The 20,077-nt window shown below is 44.1% G+C and carries 18 protein-coding genes; 10 read left to right on the forward strand and 8 right to left on the reverse strand.

The window, feature by feature from the left end:
• Positions 1–107 precede the first annotated feature (107 nt).
• Positions 108–790 (reverse strand): IS1-like element ISMac16 family transposase gene (locus MA_RS25760; RefSeq protein ID WP_085984852.1). Its coding sequence is split into 2 segments (ribosomal slippage): positions 108–467 and positions 470–790, totalling 681 coding nucleotides; the frame shifts between segments, so codons are not numbered across the junction.
• 388 nt (positions 791–1,178) lie between these two features.
• Here MA_RS25760 and fae point away from each other — a divergent pair.
• Positions 1,179–1,661: a formaldehyde-activating enzyme gene (gene fae, locus MA_RS15745; RefSeq protein ID WP_048066434.1), complete on the forward strand. Its 483-nt coding sequence runs from the start codon at positions 1,179–1,181 to the stop codon at positions 1,659–1,661.
• A gap of 379 nt (positions 1,662–2,040) precedes the next feature.
• The gene (locus tag MA_RS15750) at positions 2,041–2,982 is read left to right on the forward strand and encodes a hypothetical protein (protein WP_048065581.1); all 942 of its coding nucleotides are present in this window, start codon (positions 2,041–2,043) and stop codon (positions 2,980–2,982) included.
• Between the two features lie 260 nt (positions 2,983–3,242).
• On the opposite strand, the gene MA_RS15755 is transcribed toward MA_RS15750, so the two are convergent.
• From MA_RS15755 to MA_RS15765, 3 genes are all read right to left on the reverse strand, one after another.
• On the reverse strand, positions 3,243–3,869 hold the full coding sequence (locus tag MA_RS15755; RefSeq protein ID WP_048065582.1) for a histidine phosphatase family protein: 627 nt from the start codon (positions 3,867–3,869) through the stop codon (positions 3,243–3,245).
• 150 nt (positions 3,870–4,019) lie between these two features.
• The gene (locus MA_RS15760; RefSeq protein WP_011022948.1) at positions 4,020–4,949 is read right to left on the reverse strand and encodes a nitrilase-related carbon-nitrogen hydrolase; all 930 of its coding nucleotides are present in this window, start codon (positions 4,947–4,949) and stop codon (positions 4,020–4,022) included.
• An 80-nt stretch (positions 4,950–5,029) separates the two neighbouring features.
• Positions 5,030–5,680, reverse strand: coding sequence for a hypothetical protein (locus MA_RS15765; protein WP_011022949.1), 651 nt, complete (start codon positions 5,678–5,680; stop codon positions 5,030–5,032).
• Between the two features lie 587 nt (positions 5,681–6,267).
• Between MA_RS15765 and MA_RS15770 the strand changes: the two genes are divergently transcribed.
• From MA_RS15770 to MA_RS15790, 5 genes are all read left to right on the forward strand, one after another.
• Positions 6,268–6,765, forward strand: coding sequence for a pyruvoyl-dependent arginine decarboxylase (locus MA_RS15770; protein ID WP_011022951.1), 498 nt, complete (start codon positions 6,268–6,270; stop codon positions 6,763–6,765).
• A gap of 644 nt (positions 6,766–7,409) precedes the next feature.
• Positions 7,410–8,447, forward strand: a complete 1,038-nt coding sequence (locus MA_RS15775) for a deoxyhypusine synthase (RefSeq protein ID WP_011022952.1) — start codon at positions 7,410–7,412, stop codon at positions 8,445–8,447.
• Between the two features lie 64 nt (positions 8,448–8,511).
• Positions 8,512–9,033 carry an ArsR family transcriptional regulator gene (locus tag MA_RS15780; protein ID WP_011022953.1) on the forward strand — a complete coding sequence of 174 codons (522 nt, stop codon included), beginning with the start codon at positions 8,512–8,514 and terminating at the stop codon, positions 9,031–9,033.
• The gene (locus MA_RS15785; RefSeq protein WP_193589532.1) at positions 9,033–9,821 is read left to right on the forward strand and encodes a MarR family transcriptional regulator; all 789 of its coding nucleotides are present in this window, start codon (positions 9,033–9,035) and stop codon (positions 9,819–9,821) included. The genes MA_RS15780 and MA_RS15785 overlap by 1 nt, the downstream gene beginning before the upstream one ends.
• A 233-nt stretch (positions 9,822–10,054) precedes the next feature.
• Positions 10,055–10,603 (forward strand): metallophosphoesterase, encoded by a 549-nt coding sequence (locus tag MA_RS15790; protein ID WP_011022955.1) that lies wholly within the window; start codon positions 10,055–10,057, stop codon positions 10,601–10,603.
• Between the two features lie 144 nt (positions 10,604–10,747).
• Here the strand turns inward: MA_RS15790 and MA_RS15795 are convergent, their stop codons facing one another.
• From MA_RS15795 to MA_RS15810, 4 genes are all read right to left on the reverse strand, one after another.
• Complete coding sequence (locus MA_RS15795; RefSeq protein WP_011022956.1) at positions 10,748–10,969, reverse strand: hypothetical protein; 222 nt, start codon at positions 10,967–10,969, stop codon at positions 10,748–10,750.
• 399 nt (positions 10,970–11,368) lie between these two features.
• On the reverse strand, positions 11,369–11,938 hold the full coding sequence (locus MA_RS15800; protein WP_011022957.1) for an RPA family protein: 570 nt from the start codon (positions 11,936–11,938) through the stop codon (positions 11,369–11,371).
• Positions 11,939–13,192, reverse strand: a complete 1,254-nt coding sequence (locus MA_RS15805) for a replication protein A (protein WP_011022958.1) — start codon at positions 13,190–13,192, stop codon at positions 11,939–11,941.
• A gap of 408 nt (positions 13,193–13,600) precedes the next feature.
• Entirely contained in the window at positions 13,601–15,439 is a 1,839-nt protein-coding gene (locus tag MA_RS15810; RefSeq protein WP_011022959.1) for a cation:proton antiporter, read from the reverse strand.
• Between the two features lie 343 nt (positions 15,440–15,782).
• On the opposite strand from MA_RS15810, the gene MA_RS15815 reads away from it, so the two are divergent.
• From MA_RS15815 to glmS, 3 genes are all read left to right on the forward strand, one after another.
• A complete protein-coding gene (locus MA_RS15815; RefSeq protein WP_248698051.1) occupies positions 15,783–16,718 on the forward strand; it encodes a calcium/sodium antiporter in 936 nt (311 codons plus the stop codon).
• Positions 16,719–16,940: 222 nt separating this feature from the next.
• Positions 16,941–18,158, forward strand: coding sequence for a bifunctional sugar-1-phosphate nucleotidylyltransferase/acetyltransferase (gene glmU / locus MA_RS15820; protein WP_011022961.1), 1,218 nt, complete (start codon positions 16,941–16,943; stop codon positions 18,156–18,158).
• 22 nt (positions 18,159–18,180) lie between these two features.
• Positions 18,181–20,037, forward strand: coding sequence for a glutamine--fructose-6-phosphate transaminase (isomerizing) (gene glmS, locus MA_RS15825; RefSeq protein WP_011022962.1), 1,857 nt, complete (start codon positions 18,181–18,183; stop codon positions 20,035–20,037).
• The last annotated feature ends 40 nt before the right edge of the window (positions 20,038–20,077 follow it).

A 20,077-nucleotide genomic window follows, 5' to 3' on the forward strand; every position in this document is an offset into this window, starting at 1 on the left:
TTCTGTTTTCCGAAAGTGGGTTTGAAGCCCGGAGCACTCTTCTACGGGACCGTGTCGTTATCTCCTGAATCATGTTTCATCTCCTGAATTATGTTTTATCGGTATTTTTAATTAAATATAGATAACTCTTTATTTCTGTTTTTCATCAATAGAAGAACAGAGTACTTTAGCATTTCAAGACTCTTCGTATAACACTTTGTCTTTCGTCTCAACCTTGCCAGAAAGTGCCTTAGTATGCCGTTATATCCTTCAACTGTATACGTTTCTGCTTTGGATTGAGTATGAATGGTTTCAGGAATAAACTCTGCATATGCCCTCCAGTGATCAGTCATCACTTCTCCAATCTCTTTCTTCTTTAATTTTTCCCAGAGTAGTTGTCCAGTTTTCGTTCCTCTGCTACCAAAAGAGCAGTTGATGAATTTTTTCCCAACTCTATCAACAGCAATCCAGATCCAGCAATATTTTTTTTGTTACCGATGTAAGTGTGCATCTCATCCAGTTCAACAATAGATAGCTCATTTTCGCTTTTTAGCTCCTCTATCTCCTGACCAAATTTCTTTATCCATTTTTGGACAGAAACATGACTTACCCCTAAAAATCGTCCTATTGAACGAAATCCTAATCCCTCAAGATAAAGTTGCAAAGCCTGTCTCTTAACTAAAGGAGAACTAGCAGTTGATTTTAGCTCGACTGAATAGTTATATCCACAATCGTGGCATTTGTAGCGTTGACGTCCACAAACTATACCGTTTTTTGTGTGATTGGAACTTTTGCATCTTGGGCAGTTCATGCAGAAATATAGGTTTTCATAATATATAACTATAATTAAATACCAATGCCGTTTTATCTTCCAACCTCCTGCTATCGGGCTGCACGATCGGGTTCAGGACCCCTACCTTATCCCTTTATAAAAGCCTCTCTGTTGCAGGAATGAGTTTTCCCGGTAAAATGTTTCAGGCAGCAAGGTAGAGAATGGACAAATTATTTATGTATGTTATAGAGTATTACAGGCTAATTTATTCACTACATATGGAAACAGCCTCATTCTCTACCTCCCCCACCATCTTAACATCATCAAAATATAGTAAATTTTCCTTCGGGAAAGGGGTCTGGTACGACTTTTCCATTGTAGAAACAGACTTGAGGTGTTTAACTTGGTAAAAACTGTTTTAAAAAGCATGATAGGAGAAGCCCTCATCGGTACAGGCCCGGAAATCGCACATATAGACCTTATCATCGGGCCAAGAGGCGGACCTGTTGAAACAGCGTTTATGAATTCCCTTGCAATGCCCAGGCAGGGACATACCCCTCTTCTTGCTGTCCTTGAGCCGAATGTCCAGCCAAAACCTGTGACCCTGCTAGTAAACAAGGTAACGATCAAGAATGTAGCACAGGCTGCCCTGATGTTCGGACCTGCCCAGGCTGCGATTGCAAAAGCTGTTATGGACTCGGTAGCTGCCGGAATACTCCCTGAAGAGCAGGCAGATGACATTTTTATCATCGTTTCGGTCTTTATCGAATGGGATGCAAAAGACAAGGATAAAGTCTACGAATACAACTATGAGGCAACCAAACTTGCAATAGCCCGTGCAATGGGGAACAAACCGACCGTTAAAGAAGCACTGGCCAAAAAGGACTCCGCAAAACATCCTTTCGCATAAAAAAACGGGAAAGGATTGTGAAGGGTTTGAGTAAAGTAGAAGCGCTAAAAAGCGTTTCCTCCGCACCGAACCTTTCTGTAAGCTTAAAGTTGTAAGGAAGCGTATTTTGGAAACGTTTGGTTTGCGGAAGCTGAAGGTTTCGGGTCTCAATTCTTCTTTTTTGCACAGCCTATGAAAGTTGTCTCACCTTAAAGGGTGTCTCGCCTTAAAAATTGTCTTACCCCAAAAGTTGTCTAAAAAGTTGTCTTACCCTAAAAGTTGCTTTAAAAGTTGTCTTACCTTCTGTCCTGGAGATGCCCGAAACAGGAGAAAAAAGAATGAAAGGTAATGCACTTTAAAGAACAAGAAATAAAAGTGGAGTAATAAGAGTGGAGTGGTAATGAAAAAATCAAATATTATTGAAAATGTGCTTGAAAAAGCAGGCAACAAGAACCTGATAAATGAACTTACAAACAGGCTGTCCCAATCAGAGATTACTACATTTCTGCTCGCCCTTTCAAAAGAGATGGCGAACAAAAATACTCCGAATGATATCTTAAGCAGGTACGAATCCAACAGGTTTGTAAAGCCTTCCGGACTTAACCCCATTAAAGTCAAGCAAGTAGAACTATTGATGCTCGAAATGGCTGAAGCTTCGGGTTTTTCACCTGTGTTGCTCTCCCCTGCAGGCCTGTTAGGAAGCTGCTCTGTCATAGCAAAGGTTGACCAGAACAACGTGATCTCCGCAACAAGAGGGCTGGAACTCATTGCAGACAGCACCAATATGCTCGCCATATACCTTGCCAGTGGGATAAAAAACAGAACCATCGATAACACAAAAAGTCCGGTTCATTTATCCGCAACCTGCAGGGTTACTCGCGGACAGATGTTTCAGAGTACGGCATTTGTCCCTCATTTTAGCCTGTTTACTCTTGTCAGTTCCGGCAAGGACAGAGGTTCTTATGGCTTCGAAAAGGAAGCAATAGCTAGGCATATGGAGTTTTATATAAGCTATTTCGAAGAGAAATTGGGGCATAAGTTCCGGGTATCTCTTAACATAAGGAATGGCTATACCGATAAAACGGGCTTCATCGAGAGAATCCATCTCCACCTTCGGGAGAGGTATCCCAATATTGATTTTACAGTAAACCTGGAAGAAATCGACAATAGTTATTATCAGGGAATTAATTTCAAGCTCAGCGTAAATGAAGTGGAAATTGTGGACGGTGGCTTTGTTGACTGGACACAGAAATTGCTTGGCAACAAAAAAGAACGCTTACTAATTAGTGGAGCAGGAGTGGATTTGCAGCTTATCACAGGGATGCTGGATAAGAGTATTTAAGGGTTAGACGACTGAATATTCATAAGACCGGTTAAAACCAGGCAGATTTAAACCTGATATAAGCATTGATGAAGGAGATGACCTTTCCAGATACGGACTCGACGCTAGAGTTTTTCATGTTTCTGGACATTCAAAAGCCGCAGATAATTAAGAAAAACAGAAGAAAAAGAGAAATTTTGCTGGGATCACAAACAGGTCAGGGCCTGTAGGAGAACCTTTTTCTTGCAATTTCGAGAAAACGGAGTTTGCAGCAGATTTCATTAAACGGGGTTAGACAAGTAAGATAAATCGTTTAACTTTCGTATAATTCTTACCCCTTTATCATTTTCATTTAAAACTGAGACTCCTCCGGGTAGGCCCCGAAATTCCGTATTTTCCAGATTATTGATATCGTGGTTATGCCACATGTAAAATAGCATACTTAATGTACCGCCGTGCGAGACTATTATAATGTTTTCTTCCTGAGAATTATGTATTTCATGCAAAAAAGGAAGCAGTCGATCGTATAGCTCTCGTTTTGATTCTGCATCTGGCAGGAGTTTATAATCCAGAGAAGATATATGCATATCCTGCTTAATCTGATTTTTATGTAACCACTCAACTGATTTTCCGGTGGCACTTCCTAAATTAATTTCCCGAAGTTCTTTTTTATAAATCGGCACAATTTCCAGTGAGGAAGCTACGATATCTGCGGTTTGTTTGGTCCGCAATAAATCGGATGCATACATCACATAGTGTTGATCCGTTACTTCTTTTCTCAATGCTTCACCGATATTAAATGCCTGCTGCTTTCCCAGAGCAGTTAATTCCCAGTCAGTCCAGGCCCCTATCATTCCATTCGTATGATGGACAGATTGTGTGTGCTGAATCGTAATAACATTTTTCAATTTTCTACTTCCCTTAAATCGTTCCAATAAAGAACTTACGCATTTGAACTGAGAAACCGGGTTTCAATCAAATTGCGGGCGGCACGCAGTTAAAAATAACATAGACTTAATAAGGTTGATATGATTTTTCAAAAAAGTTCCGAAAAGGCACTAATTGTCGGAATAAAGCTCAATTCTCCGGTCTTCAAAGACGGGAATAGCCTTTCGAATTTCTTCTTTTCCTGTAAGGTCAAGGTCGCAGACAATGGTGCACTCCTTGCTGCCTGCTTCAGCTTTTATCTCGCCCCAGGCATCAATAATCATCGAGTTTCCGAAGTATGTGCAGTCAGGGACAGAGCCTGTCCTGTTGCAGGCGATGTGCGGGATCTGATTTTCAATCGCTCTTGCCTTTGCAAGGGTTTTCCAGTGCTCAGCCCTGGGATTGGGAAAAGCAGCTATGGTAACAAGCAGGTCAGATCCGGCAATGGAAAGTTTTCTTGCAACCTCTGGAAAGCGGAGTTCATAGCAGATTTCAAGCCCTATTTTCAGATTTTGTTTCTTAAGGGAAATGGGCTCTATGGAGCTTCCTTTTGAGAAATAACCGTTTTCGGCTTTGAAAGGGTGGGTCTTTAGGTAGGTACCCGCAAGGACCCCGGACTCAAAACAAAAGCCAAGGTTGTAGTAGAGAGTGGAATTTTTCCTTTCCGTAAAAGCCTTACTTCCCGGAATTTCTGTTTCTTTTCCGGAAAACCCCTTTTCTTCTTTTTTAGAACCTTTTTTTCCACCATCTCTACCCTTATCATTACTGCCTTCTCCATCATCTTCCGTGTAAGCTTCTCCGCTATCCTTCTGAATAATTGAGCCAAGGATAATACAGTCGTTTGCTTCGGAAAAACATGCAAGGTTCTCAAGAGTGGGAGAAGGGAGGCTTTCGGCTGCATGGTTGAGGTCTTCGTAGCAAAAACCTGTGGTAAAGACCTCGGGAAAAACAATTAACTCGGCTCCTTTCTTAACGGCTTTGAGGGCCATGTAAAGGGCTTTTTCGAGGTTTTCTTGCTTCTTGCATTGAAGCACGTCCATCTGGATACAGGCAACTTTCATATTCGGACCAACATATCTGCTTTTTTATTCCGGATTGGATTCCGACTTGTGTAAAGGTTTTCAGGAAAAAGAAAAAATTTTCAGGGCACCAGAGTTGTTTGTTTGCTTTTTGCTACCAGCCCTTCTAGATCCATCCTATGCCGAATCATCCCTGAAAGCACTTCGTTTGCAAGCCGGGTTATTTCTTCCCTGTTTTCTCTGACTTCGTATGCAGGGTCGTCTACAGGGATCTCAATTTTCGTAATTTCCGCTCTGGCTTTTTTCAGGGAAGAGTCCGAAACTTCACAAACCATGCCGGGTTTTTCCATGTACTGGTCGAGGTGTTTCTGGGTGATCCCTGCAAGTTTTAACTCCCTGCGGAAACAGGGCCTTTCAAACAGCCTGGAAATTACATAAACGCCTACGGGAATCCTGAAGTCAAGATCGATTTTCAGGATCTGGGTCCTGAAAATAAGGTAAATATCTTCAGAATCAGAAGGGATTGACGACCCTGGTTCGCTGCCTTTTTCAGGCAGAGCCTCCATGTCCTTTTCGGGCAAAGCATAGATTTTGGAAGGGGGAACTTCACTTTCCTCCAGAAGTTCGAGATCCCGGAGTGCCCTGAGGTAACCTGTCAGGACCAGCCGGTGTTCTTCTATCCCCTCGGCTTTCAGTTCCCGCGAAAGTCCGCTGATTGAGAGCTGCTTACCGTCAAGCAGTTCCATAACTTTAAGGTTGAGTTTCTCGACCATTGTCTCTGCCTTTATATTAACATCAGGGTTAATTAATGGTAGTTCGGTCTTCAGGCCAAGGGCCAGAAAAACACAATCTCCTGCTTCAATAATACATAATCAAGTCCGCATTTCCGGGAGCTGCCGGAAAAAAACTGAATTTTTCCTGTCACTAAAAGGCTGAACAGGAAAATTGCAGGGAGTAACACACGATGTAATTATCCGGCATGATATAAAGCTTATGAGAGTTTTGCATAGAGGCTGAAAAAATTGAAGTATTTCGGTAAAGAACGGAAACTCAGGCTTACCAGAAGGAAAAAAGTGTAAAAGCAAAAGAAGTTCTTGAAGTAACGGATTAATTTTGAGAAAAAAGAATTGTAGACCAGATTGAATAAGAGTAAAAGAACTTCGGATTGCAAAAATATACATAAAAACTCCTGAAAAAAACACATTTAAATATAAAAGTATAGATATGAACTCCTGCACCCCACTGATGCCTGAAGAAACAGCAATCTGACTTCTTTTCAGCGAAATTGAAGGGCAACGCTTAAAAATGATAATTGCCATCTCAATTAAGTTCAAATTGATGACTTCGCAAGGAAGTAAAGATGATCACAAAGTTAATTCCGAGAAAAGTATTCTTTACAAGTGGAGTTGGTTTACACTCCGAAAAACTTGAATCATTTGAGGTTTCACTCCGGGATGCAGGTATTGAAAAATTTAATCTTGTAACCGTAAGTTCGATTCTGCCCCCAAACTGTGAAATTGTGACAAAGGAAGAAGGTCTGAAAGAACTTAGTCCTGGAGAGGTAGTGTTCTGTGTAATGTCCAGAATCTCTTCCAATGAGCCGGGAAAGACCTTAAGCACCTCCGTCGGATGCGCACTTCCCAGAGATATAAGCAAGCACGGTTATATTTCCGAGTACCATGCTTACGAAGAAAACGCACAGGATGTGGGAGAACATGCCAAAAAACTTGCAGGAAGCATGTACAGCACCTGGACAAATGAAGCTCCCCTCAAAACCTTCAGCATCCCAAGGTCGTCTTCAGTACAGGAAAGCGGAGACTGGATGACTGTAATATCCGCAGCAGTTTTTATAATTTAAAGAGGAATTTCATACCGAAACTCCGCTGGAACTGCGGTTAATGCTGTTGTTTAATATACATTACAGTACTATTACAGATATTAATTACAGACTTTACCTGTTTACAGACATTACATATTTACTGCAATACATCATTTACATCATCTGTTTCCCTATACTATCTCTCATACCCTCTCCAGATCACAATAATTAGCATCCGATCATCAACTCAACATTTATCATCAACCCAATTTCAACTCAGCGTTAATCATCAACCCAATTTCAACTCAGCGTTAATCATCAACCCAATTTCAACTCAGCATTAATCATCAATCCGGCACCTGATCAACAATCAAACATCAATCAGCAACCCAGATCCAACCATTGTTGTAAGTTGCCAGGTCATTATTGGGAACTATCTATCCATAACATAGCTTTCCCCCTCATCTCATAACTTAAACAAAGCAAATCAATCTTCCTTCGGAGAAGCCTGTCTCTATGAGGAAGCTTCAGGCGAGAGAGTCTGCATATATTGATATTTAATAAAAAATATATAATCATTTAACGTCATTTGCGTCTCTTACCGTCTATTGCCGGGCACCTGCCAGACAGAATTCCGGGGTCACAGGCAAACGTATCGCTATCTGCTTATTATGGAGAATGGCATGCATCACAATGTATTTACGAACAACCCGACCGTTCCTATTGATGTAAAAAACAGGTCTGTAAGTGAATTGATGGACGGCATGCTCAAGACCGGCTTTCAGGGAAGGAAGCTGGCAGAGTCTGTCCAGGCCTGGAATAACATGCTTAAAGAGAAGAATACGACTGTGTTTATGGGCTTATCCGGAGCCATGGTCCCTGCCGGGATGCGCAGGATTATTTCCCATATGATCCGGGAAAGAATGATCGATTGTCTCGTAAGCACAGGAGCAAACCTGTTCCATGACTGCCATGAAGCCCTCGGCAGGAAACATTATGTGGGTTCACATCTGGCTAATGATGAAAAACTCTTTGAACAAGGGGTGGACAGGATTTATGACATCTTTGCAGTGGAAGAAGAGTTCAGGACCGCAGACAACCTGATTGCGGATTTTGCGCAGGAGATTGGGGAAATTACCTGTTCTTCCAGAGAGTTCATGTACCTGCTCGGAAAGGAGCTTGGCAGGAGAGGAGCTGCTGAAGACTCGATAGTTGTAAGCGCATACAGGCACAATGTCCCGATTTTTGTACCTGCACTGTCAGACAGTTCCATAGGAATAGGGCTTACCATTGCAAGGAGAAGAGGGCTGAAACTTGAAATAGACCAGATAAAAGACGTTGATGAAATCACACAGATCGTGGAAAAATCCGAACGTACAGGCGTCGTCTATGTAGGAGGAGGAGTCCCGAAGAATTTTATCCAGCAGACCGAAGTAATAGCTTCGATTCTCGGGATGGATATTGGCGGACATGACTATGCGATCCAGTATACTTCCGATTCTCCACACTGGGGAGGGCTCTCAGGCTGCACTTTTGACGAAGCCGTCTCGTGGGGAAAGATCGCTCCTCAGGCAAAGAAAGTACAGGTTTTTGTGGACGCTACCATTGCTCTTCCGATTGTTGCCCACGCCCTGCATGAAAAAACCCATGATCTGAAACGTATTGCTCCTGTTTTTTTCTGGGACGGGCCCGAAGGGCTTGCTATCGATTACAAAGAATAATCATATCACAAATCTTTATCATATTTGAAAACTGATAATATAAGGCGAGAAGGAGAGGACATAAATGGGTAAACGAACTCGAATAATTAACGATCCTTCATATTTAGTACCATTACTCAGGACATTTGGATCAAGAACCCATAAAAAAATATTCGATGCACTTTCTAGCAAATGGATGACAAGGGCAGAAATTGATGAGTTCATAGGTTCGGACTCTTCAAGAAGCCTTCATATTCTGAAAAAAGCCGGGCTCCTCGAGAGCCAGTGGAGAGTCCCTGAAGCAGGACAAAAACCCTCAAAAGAATACCACAGTTCTTATTCAAAGGTTCAGGTGAACTTTCAGTGTTCCTTTGAAGACCTCAGTGACATCATTATGCTGACTTTCAAACCGTATGAGGAGGTAAAGGATGCAATGGAGGAACTGGAAAGACTGGTAGAAGAGGGCAACACCTCAATGAGCAACCTCACAAGGACTCTTAACAAAAATCCGTTTTATATCTGCGCCGTTGCCCGCAGGTCCGAAAGGCTTTCAGTAATGGGGCAGAGGTTAAAAATAATTGAAGATGTTGAGGAGAATTACGATTGATGATTAAGATCCTCCAGACCAAGAGTGGCGTCACCAAATTTCAGGTCCTTATTGAGATTGCTGCCCACCAGCCCAATGTCAGGCAAAAAGAGATTGCCGCAAAGATAGGAATAACCCCTCAGGCTGTTTCCGAATACATCAAGGAGCTTGTAAATGACGGGCTCATTGTAACCGAGGGCCGTGTCCGATACAGGATTACAAAAGAGGGCGTGGAATGGGTCCTTGAAAACGCTGCTGAAATGAAACAGTACGCCCGCTTTGTCATGGAGGACATCATCAGCCATGTCTCTACCTGGACAGCCATCACGAAGGAAGAACTCAAAGAAGGCCAGCAGGTCTACCTGAAAATGAAAAACGGGCTCCTCTATGTAAGCAGCACGGAAAAGACCGGGGCTTCAGGCACTGTCATATCCGACGCAGCCGAGGGAGAAGATGTGGGAGTAACAACCCTCAAGGGCCTTATAGACCTGGAAAATGCGACCATTACGATCTGCAAGGTTCCCAGAGTCGAACGCGGAGGGTCAAGAAAAGTTGACCTCGACCGCCTGAAGGCGCTTTCAGCCTCAAAACCCTATATAGCAGCAATCGGGGTAGAATCGTTAATCGCTCTTCGTAAGATCGGTATAAGCCCCAATGTCATGTTCGGAACAAACGAATCGGTAATCGAAGCTGCATACCACGGTCTTTCCTCCCTGGTTGTGTCGGTGGACGAACAGGTCTCTGCGCTCCTGAGCAGGTTAGAAACCGAGAACCTTGAATACGAACTTGTGGATCTGACAGTCGAATAAGTTTCCTGACTTTTAGCTTTAGGTTCGAAGTATTCAGGACTTTCGGGTTCGGAATCCGAACCACCTTTTTTCTTAACAGGCATCGATTTTTGTCAGGTATAACTGTAATTTTGAGAGTTTAACAGCAATTCATAGAGTTTACTGTAATTTTAAGGTTTAACCGTGAGAATCCTCTCAGATACGCTGCACATTTTTATCTTAATACTGTATAATCGTCTACCCGGAGATTTTCCATGAAGCTGATCGCAATATCCGATACCCACCTCAAGACCGGCGAAGTCCCCCCACAACTTCAAAATATCCTCAAGGACTGCGACCTTATCGTTCATGCAGGAGACTTCAGTACTGTAGAAGCTTATCAGGCTTTCAATGCAAGCGGCAAGCTGAAAGCCGTTTCCGGAAATGCCGATACCTTCGAACTCCGGCAGCTCCTCCCCGAAAGGCTAAAATTTGAGGTTGAAGGGGTCAAAATAGGAGTGGTGCATGAAGGGGGGCTATCAGTTATTGATACAACTGCTCAGGGCTACCTTGCCAGGGAAATGGGAGTGGATGTCCTGATTTTCGGACATCTTCACCGCCCTTTGATTGAGAAAAAAGATGTCATACTTGTCTGCCCGGGTTCCCCGACAAAACCCAGGATGTCAAAGCCGAGCGCTGTAGAACTGATAATTGAAAAAGGAAGTATAAAAGGCCGAATTCTTACTCTTGAAGGGGATAGCTGTGAATATATCAGGTTCCGGGATGCCCTGGAAAAACAAAAAACGGAAGAGAACCGGAAATAAAAGAAAGCTGATCACCTGACATATCGGCAGGGCCTGAAAAAGGTGACATAAGAACCCGCTAAGGGTTTTTATTGTCAGAATTCAGGCACATGCCGCGCTAGGCAAGGTCTCCGGAACTTACGTATCTGACAAACTCCTGTCAGTTCACATGGTCTCCAGTTTGAACATTACCCCTGTTCCCTGAAGGCTCAGGTAGACTTTGTCTCCAAACTCAAGAATCCTCTCAACGTCAACATTGCTGTTCCAGTTATACACGAAATCGTAGCTTCCCTGCATGGGCTCGAAACCCAGGGACAAGAGCCTCTGGTTGACCTCTGACGGGCGAACTCCCTCACTACTGAACCAGACCACAAGATAGGTTTTCACAGGATCATCTCATATGCCTATTCATTAACTTATTTTAGCATTAACACTCATTCAAACACTTATTGCTTATTTCATATCATGTCTCGTTTATTTATCTATATTTTGCCTTTTAACGCTGCCAGAACCTAAAAAATAAAAAAACAGAGCCAGTACGCTAAAGATTGAAGGAAAACTATCCGGAAAATAAAGAAGAAAAAGGAAAAAGCAAAATAAAAGGAAAAAACAAAATAAAAACTAAGTAAAAATCAAAGAGAAAAGAAAAGAATTAATCGAAAATAAAAAACACAAAGATCTTCCTGTTTTGAAAGCGTGGATTCAGGGTAAAATCCCCTGAATTTCACGATTACTTATCACTGCTGTTTTTTACGATTCTCAGAGATTATTTCCAGGATATTGATCTCAGAGATCATCTTTAAGGGACTCAAGGGCTTTTTTTACCATTTCACGGTAAATCGCAATATCGGTAGAGTAGTGCTCCTTTGCAAGCTTTGAGTTAGGGTCTTCCTGTGCATCAACTGCCTTTATTCTCTCAAGAGTCTGCTTTGCAGTATCGAGCACCCACAGATTTCGTGTCAGCTCATCTACTTGCTGGATAGATTCCGGACGAATAGAGGTCAGGACATTTCCGTCGTCTGTGGTATAGGTGCTGGTTTTGCCAATGACCGCTACGAAAGCAGGCAGTTCACACTCCTCAAGGAACTGGGCGGCTTCGGGCTGGTACTGCCCTGCATAGACAAGGAAGGAGCCTGTCGGGTCGGAAACCCTGCCTCTCCAGTACTCGGAGTCGGTACCTATATCTTCCTTTTCGATAAGAGTCCCCACAATGAAGATGCGGTTCACCTTCGCTCCCGTAGGCGTAAGGAGATACTGAGGAGCATACTGGTCGGTTTCATCTCTGAATGTGAGGTTTGAGTCTTTCAATTCCTGGGCGAAAACCCTGCGCGACACTTCTCTAAAGAAGCCTGCCATTTACTCCACCTCCAGTTCAGCAAACATTTCATTAAGTAGTTCCCTGTCAAGAGAAGTCATCGGAGTAATCGATTCCACAAGGATATAGCGGTCAAGCCTGTGTCCGCTGACGGTGTAATACCTGCCTACAAGCTCATGTTTCAATTTATCCAGCACAACTCCGGGGTCAAGGGCATCCGCAGCCATTGCAATGGCGCTGTCAAGGGAGATTCCTGCAAGCTCTTCGGTGAGCTCACGGTTAATCAGAGCATCCTGTGTCGAAGTTCCGGAATCAAGGACTGCCTTTATCCTGAGGTCATATTCTCCTTTGACCTTTCCATGCTCTGCACAGGCGCCTTTAACCAGGGCCCGTTTGCATTCAGGGCACCTCTTTATAAGCCCGGACCCCGTCTGAATATCGATCATTGCCCCGAAATATGTAAAAGCGGAAGTTCCCACTTCTATATCTTCATCGAGTGTTTCTATGGAGCTTGATTTATTAAGCTGAACCTGGATCCTGCCGTTCCACTCGTTAACGACCACATTTTTAAGCATGTAACTTTTGCCTTCCTCCATATCAGGAAGTTCGGAGCTTGCCCAGTTGGTGAACTTAATAACACCGGTTTCGTCTCCTATAAGCCCTGCCTGTTCAATTGACTCATGGGAATTTTCCCAGAGCTGAACCACTTTTCCTCTTACCGTAGCCCACTGGTCTCCCACAAGGTCGGCAATGTTCCGGAGTTCGGCTTCTCTTGCTGCGGGAGTGAAATCGCCTCCCCCTACTTCAATGGGTTCGGAAAGTTTCTCTACGGAACTGTTTTTATTAAACTGGATCTGAAACCTCTCGTTGTATTCTCCGACAACGACGCTCCGTAGAAGGTAGCTCTCTCCCTGCTCAAGGGGAGGAAGTTCGGCATTTTTCCAGATGGTAAACTTTATGATTCCGGTCTCATCTCCGAGGAGCCCAACCTGGGAGATGGATTCATGGGTATTTTCCCAGAGCTGAATAACCTTTGCCTTAAGGTTTGCCCACTGCCCGTTCTCAGTAATATCCACAATTTTGGTGAGCTGGGGTTCAGCCTGCCGGACGTAAAACTCATTTTTAGGAATGGAATATTTCTTCAAAAAATAGTTTGTTACGCTGCGCTGTGCCTCGTTTGAAGGCACTTTGAACTTCGTGATCAACTCGTCGAGTCTGCTTTCGATGTCCTCAACAGGCACATCGATGCCAAGTTTCATAAACCGGTCTCTAATGGATTCTGCAATCTGTTTCATCTTTAATCTACCTCAAGCCTCATGGTTATTTTCATCAAATTGTGAGGCACTCTAAAGTACCGCAGCAGAGAATATAAAGCTAAGTGAGGCGGGGTGAAAGTATTCGGTCACAGGTGAAAGTATTCGGTTGCGGATGAAAATTTTCGGTTATGGTTGAAAACATTCGGATATAAAACATTCAGATATCATGCATTCCGCACTTCCCATCAGGGAAAAGTCCGGGAGAAGGAAATCGGAGTGAATATCATTTCAGTGCATGTTTTCCACAGCAGAGAAAAGATTTCTCTTCCTTCCCAAGTCCTGAATCCATGATAAAAAATTACTTTCTCTGAGACTTTCTCTGATATTCGATTTTCGGCATGTGTGTTATCAGATTATCAGGGAGTATACTCCGCAATGTACTAAAAGTTATTTGTGAAGTATAGCCGCGGTCTGTTTGGCTGCGTCTCCTTCTCCGATAACGGTTACGATATCTTCATATTCAAGCACGAGGTTTCCGTGGGCGATAATAGAATCACTGCCCCGCTGAACCATAACCAGGAGGCTCTTTTCAGGGAACTGGATATCCTTGATGGCTTTCCCGATTACCCTGGGGTTCGTGACCTTGACTTCCATCATTTCCCCTTCACCTCCCACCTCACACATTGAGAAAAGATGAGGTCTTCCGATCATATTGTCCAGCACCACTGCAGTGGTCATGGCCGGGCTCATGGAGCGGATCCCCAGGTTCCAGAAAGCCTGCAGGTTTTCGATCTCGTTTACCCTGGCTACCAGCTGATCACCTCTGAATCCAAAAGAAGCTTTAGCGAGCTGGCAGAAGAGAAGGTTCGTATTATCCTGATTGGTTGTAGCAACCACATATTTGGCATTCTCTATTCCTGCCTTTTTCAGGACATTTACGTCCCCTGCATCCCCCTGGACAGTCCGGATTCCGAGTTCCATGCATTTCTTACAATTGTCCTCGGAAATATCCACAACAACTACATTTTCTCCTCTTTTGTCAAAACGTTCGGCAAGAATCCTGCCTACCTTTCCTCCACCGATAATAAGGATTTCCATAGGGATTACCTCCAGCACCTCTGCCACTTTTTTTGACAGGCTGCCACTCATGAAGACCGTGATAATAACCGTAAGGAAAACAAGCCCTACAAGGGTCTGCCCTCCGGGAATGCCCATTGAATCGAGCTTGATTGCAAAATAGGTCGCAACCGCAGTCGGCACAACGCCCCTGGGCCCGACAAAGGAAATAAAAAGTTTTTCATTCGTGCCGATCTGCGAGTTCCACATCGAAACAAAGACCGCAAAAGGACGGATCACGAATATGAGAAGCAGTACAAGGGCTACCCCGCTTGCCCCTATTCTCAAAATATATTCGAATTTAATCATTGCAGCAAGCAGGATAAAAATCAAGGAGAGCATCACAATCACAATGTCGCTCTTGAATTCCTTGATAGTATCCTTATAAGGGAAGTCCGAAGTTCCCAGGATGATCCCGAAGATGGCTACCGCCAGAATCCCGGACTCATTGCCCAGATATTCTGAAAAGACGAAGCAGGAAAATACTGCGGTCAGGGAGACCAGCCTCGCAGTCCGATTGCTGATCGCCTTCCCCCTAGTGAAAAACCAGCGGAGGGCAAACCCACTCAAAGACCCCAGTGCAATTCCGATCCCCAGCCTGTAAAGGATAAAGACCACAGCATCAGTCCCGGAAAGTTCTGCTGCGACCCATTCGAAGACCATAGCCGCAAGGATCACACTGGCAGCATCATTCAGGACTCCCTCAAGCTCCAGAATCTTGCCAAGCTTGTGGCTAATCTGGATATTTCTTACAATGGGAGTTATCACTGTCGGGCCTGTTGCCGTGACAAGGGCTCCGAAGAGGGCGGCGAGTTCGAGAGGGATCTCTATCAGAAGGCTGGTCAGAACCGTGGTACCCAGGAAAGTCACAAAGACCCCTATTGTTGTCAGTTTTAGGACGCTTTCCTGAACCATCCTTATATGCTTCAGGTCGATATGAAGCCCGCCATCAAAAACAATCACGGATACCGATATTGCCACGATAGTACTTAGCCCGTCGACATATAGGGCCGGGTTCAGCAGGTTAAGGACCTCGGGCCCTGCGATGATTCCTTCGATCAACAGGAAAATGATGAAAGGAATCCGGAAATAGGAGCTAAGTGCCTGTGCGACAAGGGACATGGCAAGCACGGCAACCACGAGCCCGAGTAGGAGTATTGGATCAAGCATGAGTTTCCCTGTAATGATGCGTTAACTTACCAAAAATATTTGGTGAATATCCGAGATAGATTGAACGGAAAGATATCTAAGGTTGTATTGCCAAAAAAGCACATAATACTTGATGATGTATACATTATCATACAATTGTTTTATATAAACTTGACTCTGTTGTTAACCCCCTGACTCTGTTGTTAACCCCCTGACTCTGTTGTTAACCCCCTGACTCTGTTGTTAACCCCCTGAAAGCGAAAGAACAGTTTTTTGCAACATCCGAAAGCTCTGAAAACTGAAAAAAACAAGAGCGTTTGAGTTATATTCTTTGTCCTCTTTAAAGGACTCCATGGAGTTGCTTTTGATCTTTCTTTTTCTGCTCAGCCTTGCCATGATAAGCAAAGGTTCGGACTGGTTTATTGAAGCTGCGGTTGCAATATCAAACAAAAGCGGAATCCCGAAAATGCTTATAGGGGCCACGATCGTGAGTTTTGCAACAACAGCTCCGGAGTTTGCAGTTTCTGCAACAGCAGCTTATCTCGGACATACGGACGTAACAATAGGAAATGCGGTTGGCTCGGTCATATGCAACACCGGGCTTGTACTGGGTTCGATTATCGCCGTAAAAGCAATCCCTATGAAGGACGATACCTTTCCCATTAAAAGCGGACTCATGCTCCTTTCAGGAATTATCCTCATCATAGTCAGCCGCGACGGAAATGTGAACCGGCTCGACGGGATTATACTTCTGCTTGTGTTTTTTGCCTTCCTCTTCCATGCTTCAAAGACCCAACGTGTGTTATTCGGAGATGACGAACCTGGCAGAGGAAAAATGAAAATCAAAGATATCCGCAAAGATATAGCTTTCTTCGTTCTTGGCTCCCTTTCCGTAGTTATAGGAAGCAGGATCCTGGTAGATTCCGGGATAAAGATAGCCGAATGGATAGGCATACCCGAAGTAATAATAGCCCTGACGGCGGTTGCAATAGGGACATCCCTCCCCGAACTTGTAACTGCAATTGCCTCCCTCAGGAAAGGGCACCAGGACCTCTCAATAGGAAACATCCTCGGGGCAAACACAATGGACGTGGCCATGATCCTCGGGGTATCCTCCCAGATTCGCGTACTCCCTGTTTCGGAACAGCTTGCAGAATACGATTTCCCCTTCATGTTCTTTATATCTCTCGCCCTTATAGTCTTTGGGATCACGGGAAAAAAACTGGAAAGATGGGAAGGAGGCGTAATTCTCGGAGCTTATCTGTTTTATGTGGCAGGGCTTTTTATCCTCTATGGATAAATCCTGCATTTCAATTTTGAGAAAATTAGAATGTCCTTTACTCTTCAAAGTCTTGAAGAGTGACTTCTTATATATATTTTCCCCTTTAAATAGACCAGTGACTCATTTTAATATTTCATTTAATGTTTTTGAGCGTTCTTCTTAAAGAATTTTAGTATTATATTTAAATTGTATGGCATTTGAAGGCAATGTATAAATTCTAAAAAAAGGTTCTTTAACTCTATGAAAGCTATTATCCTCGCAGCAGGGGAAGGACTGCGCTGCAGGCCTCTTACGCTTACTCGTTCCAAAGTAATGCTTCCTGTGGCCAACAGACCCATTCTGGAACACGTCATATCTTCGCTTGAGAAAAACGGAATAAAAGAGATCATCCTTATAGTTGGATATGAAAAAGAACGCATAATGAACTATTTCGAAGACGGGCTGAATTTCGGAGTCAATATAACATATGTAGAGCAAAAAGCCCAGCTTGGGACAGCACACGCAATTGAACAGGCAAAAAAACTGATAAGTCCCGAAGATTCCGAATTCCTCGTCCTTAACGGAGACAACCTGGTAGAATCAAAAACCATTGCGGATCTTCTTAACAACTATAAGGGAGATGCAAGCCTTTTAACCGTGAGAATGGAGGACACGGCGGGGTATGGAGTGGTATTGAAAGAAAATAAGAGAGTTACCAGGATTCTGGAAAAAAGACCTGGAGACCTGAGCCATATCGTAAACACGGGAATTTATATTTTTACGCCGCAGGTTTTTGAAACAATTGAAAAAACTCCGATATCCGAAAACGGAGAATACGCAATAACCGATACTCTCCAGCTTATGATTGACGAAGGAAAAATCGTCACTTCAATCCCAACCGAATCCAAATGGCTGGATGCAGTTCATGCCTGGGACCTCCTGAAAGCAAACTCAACTGTATTAAACTCTTCCAGAAACCTCAAACAAGAAGGAGAACTTGAAGAAGGGGTAATAATTCGCGGGAAGGTTGCAATCGGCAAAAACTCGAGAATCCGTGCCGGAACCTACATCGTAGGCCCGGTGGTAATCGGCGAAAACTGTGATATAGGACCTAATGTAGTAATTCTGCCCTCTACTACAATAGGAGACAATGTATCCATAAGGTCCTTTACCGAAATCCAGAACAGCATCATAATGAATGACTGCAGGATTTCTTCCCACGGACAGATTTCTAATTGCATAATCGGGAGCAACAATACCCTTGGTCCGGGCTTTACTGCAGAGGAAAAAGAAAACCTTGAGATAAACATAAACTGCAAGATTCACAGTGCTCCGAAGCTCGGTACCATATTTGGAGACGATAACCGGATAGGAGGCAGGGTGCTTGTGAAAGCCGGAGTAATGATTGCTGTTAACTGCCAGGTAGAGTCCGGAAACACCATTTACAGAGACCTCCCCCGTGATTCGGTGGTCCTCTGAGCTCTTAAAAAGGAGATTAAAAATGTGTGGAATTGTCGGATATGCAGGGCGAAATGCTGCTGCACCGGTCATTATAGAATCCCTGAAAAAACTTGAATATAGGGGATACGACTCCGCAGGGATTACCGTTCTTAGTAAAGGAATTGAAACTTACAAAGCAGTAGGGAAAATCGTAAATCTCGAAGTCGAAATCCCGAAGAACCTCGGAGGAACCGTAGGGATAGGACACACACGCTGGGCAACTCACGGCCGCCCAAGCACGAAAAATGCCCACCCTCATAACTCGGGAGGAAACCCTGGAAAAATTTCACTGGTACATAACGGGATTATAGAAAATTATATGGCACTGAAAGAGCAGCTCACCGGAGAAGGCTATGTCTTCAACTCCGAAACCGATACCGAAGTGATCGCACACCTCGTGCACAAACACATCTATGGGAAACCGGACGGAAAAGAAGCTAAGTGCGAACTTCTTGTCGGGCTCAGAGAAGCCTTAAAAGAGATTGAAGGATCCTATGCCCTTGCAATCCTCTCTGCTGACGAACCCGGAAAACTCGTGCTTGCCCGCAAAGACAGCCCTCTTGTCATAGGGCTCGGAAAAGGGGAAAACTTTGCCGCATCCGATGTAACTGCTTTTCTGAACCACACCAGGGATGTTGTCTTCGTAAACGACTTTGAGACGGCAGTCCTGAGCCCTACAAGCGTGGAGATCTTTGACAGGGAAGGGAAACCCAGGGAAAAGAAGATCGAAAAGATAGAATGGGACTTTGAGGCTGCGGAAAAAGCAGGCTACGAACATTTCATGCTGAAAGAGATTCACGAACAGGTTACTGCAATTCACAACACTCTGGCAGGCAAAGTCTCTGAACTTGAAGGAGATATTTACTTAAAAGAACTGAACCTCAGTGAAGACGAAATAAGGAAACTTGCAAGGGTTCAGATTCTCGCCTGCGGAACCTCCTGGCACGCAGGCCTGCTCGGGAAATACCTGTTTGAACAGCTTGCAGGAATTCACTGTGACATTGACATCTGTTCGGAATACAGGTACAGAAATCCTGTTATGAATGAAGGGACCCTTGCCATTGCAATTACTCAATCAGGGGAAACTGCCGATACCCTTGCAGCCGTGAGGGAGATTATGTCTTACAACTGCCCTACACTTGCAATTACAAATGTTGTGGGAAGCACGATTACAAGGGAAGCAAACAGTGTGCTCTATACGCGTGCAGGGCCCGAAATAGGAGTTGCTGCCACAAAGACCTTCACCACCCAGCTTACCCTTCTATATCTTCTCGCCGTAAAATTCGCTCTTGTAAGGGACAGGCTTAGTCCGGATTACGTAAAAAGTTTCATTACGGACCTCCGAAAAGTCCCCGGACAGATCCAGCAGATCCTAAACCAGAAGGAAGCAATAAAGGAATGTGCTGAGGGCTTTGCCCGCTCAAAGAGCTATTTCTTCCTTGGCAGGCACCTTAACTACCCCATAGCTCTCGAAGGAGCCCTGAAACTCAAAGAAATCTCCTACGTGCATGCCGAAGGCTTTGCTGCAGGGGAACTGAAACACGGTCCTATTGCCCTGCTTGATGAGGGAACCCCGGTAGTTGCGATTGCCACCAGAGGGCAGACTTATGAAAAGATGCTCAGTAACATAAAGGAAGTAAAAGCCAGGGACGCTTTTGTAATAGCAGTTGCCGACAACAAGGACACGGAAATCACAAAGTATGTAGATGTTGTCCTCAGAGTACCCCAGAGCGACGAACTGCTGGCTCCCCTGCTGAGTATTGTCGTACTTCAGCTGCTTGCTTATTACACGGCTCTTGCCAGGAACTGCTCTATTGACAAACCCCGCAACCTTGCAAAGAGTGTTACTGTCGAATGATTGTACGGACTGAGAATTTCAGGATTATGACTGGATTTTC

The organism is Methanosarcina acetivorans C2A (assembly GCF_000007345.1).
GTDB lineage: Archaea > Halobacteriota > Methanosarcinia > Methanosarcinales > Methanosarcinaceae > Methanosarcina > Methanosarcina acetivorans.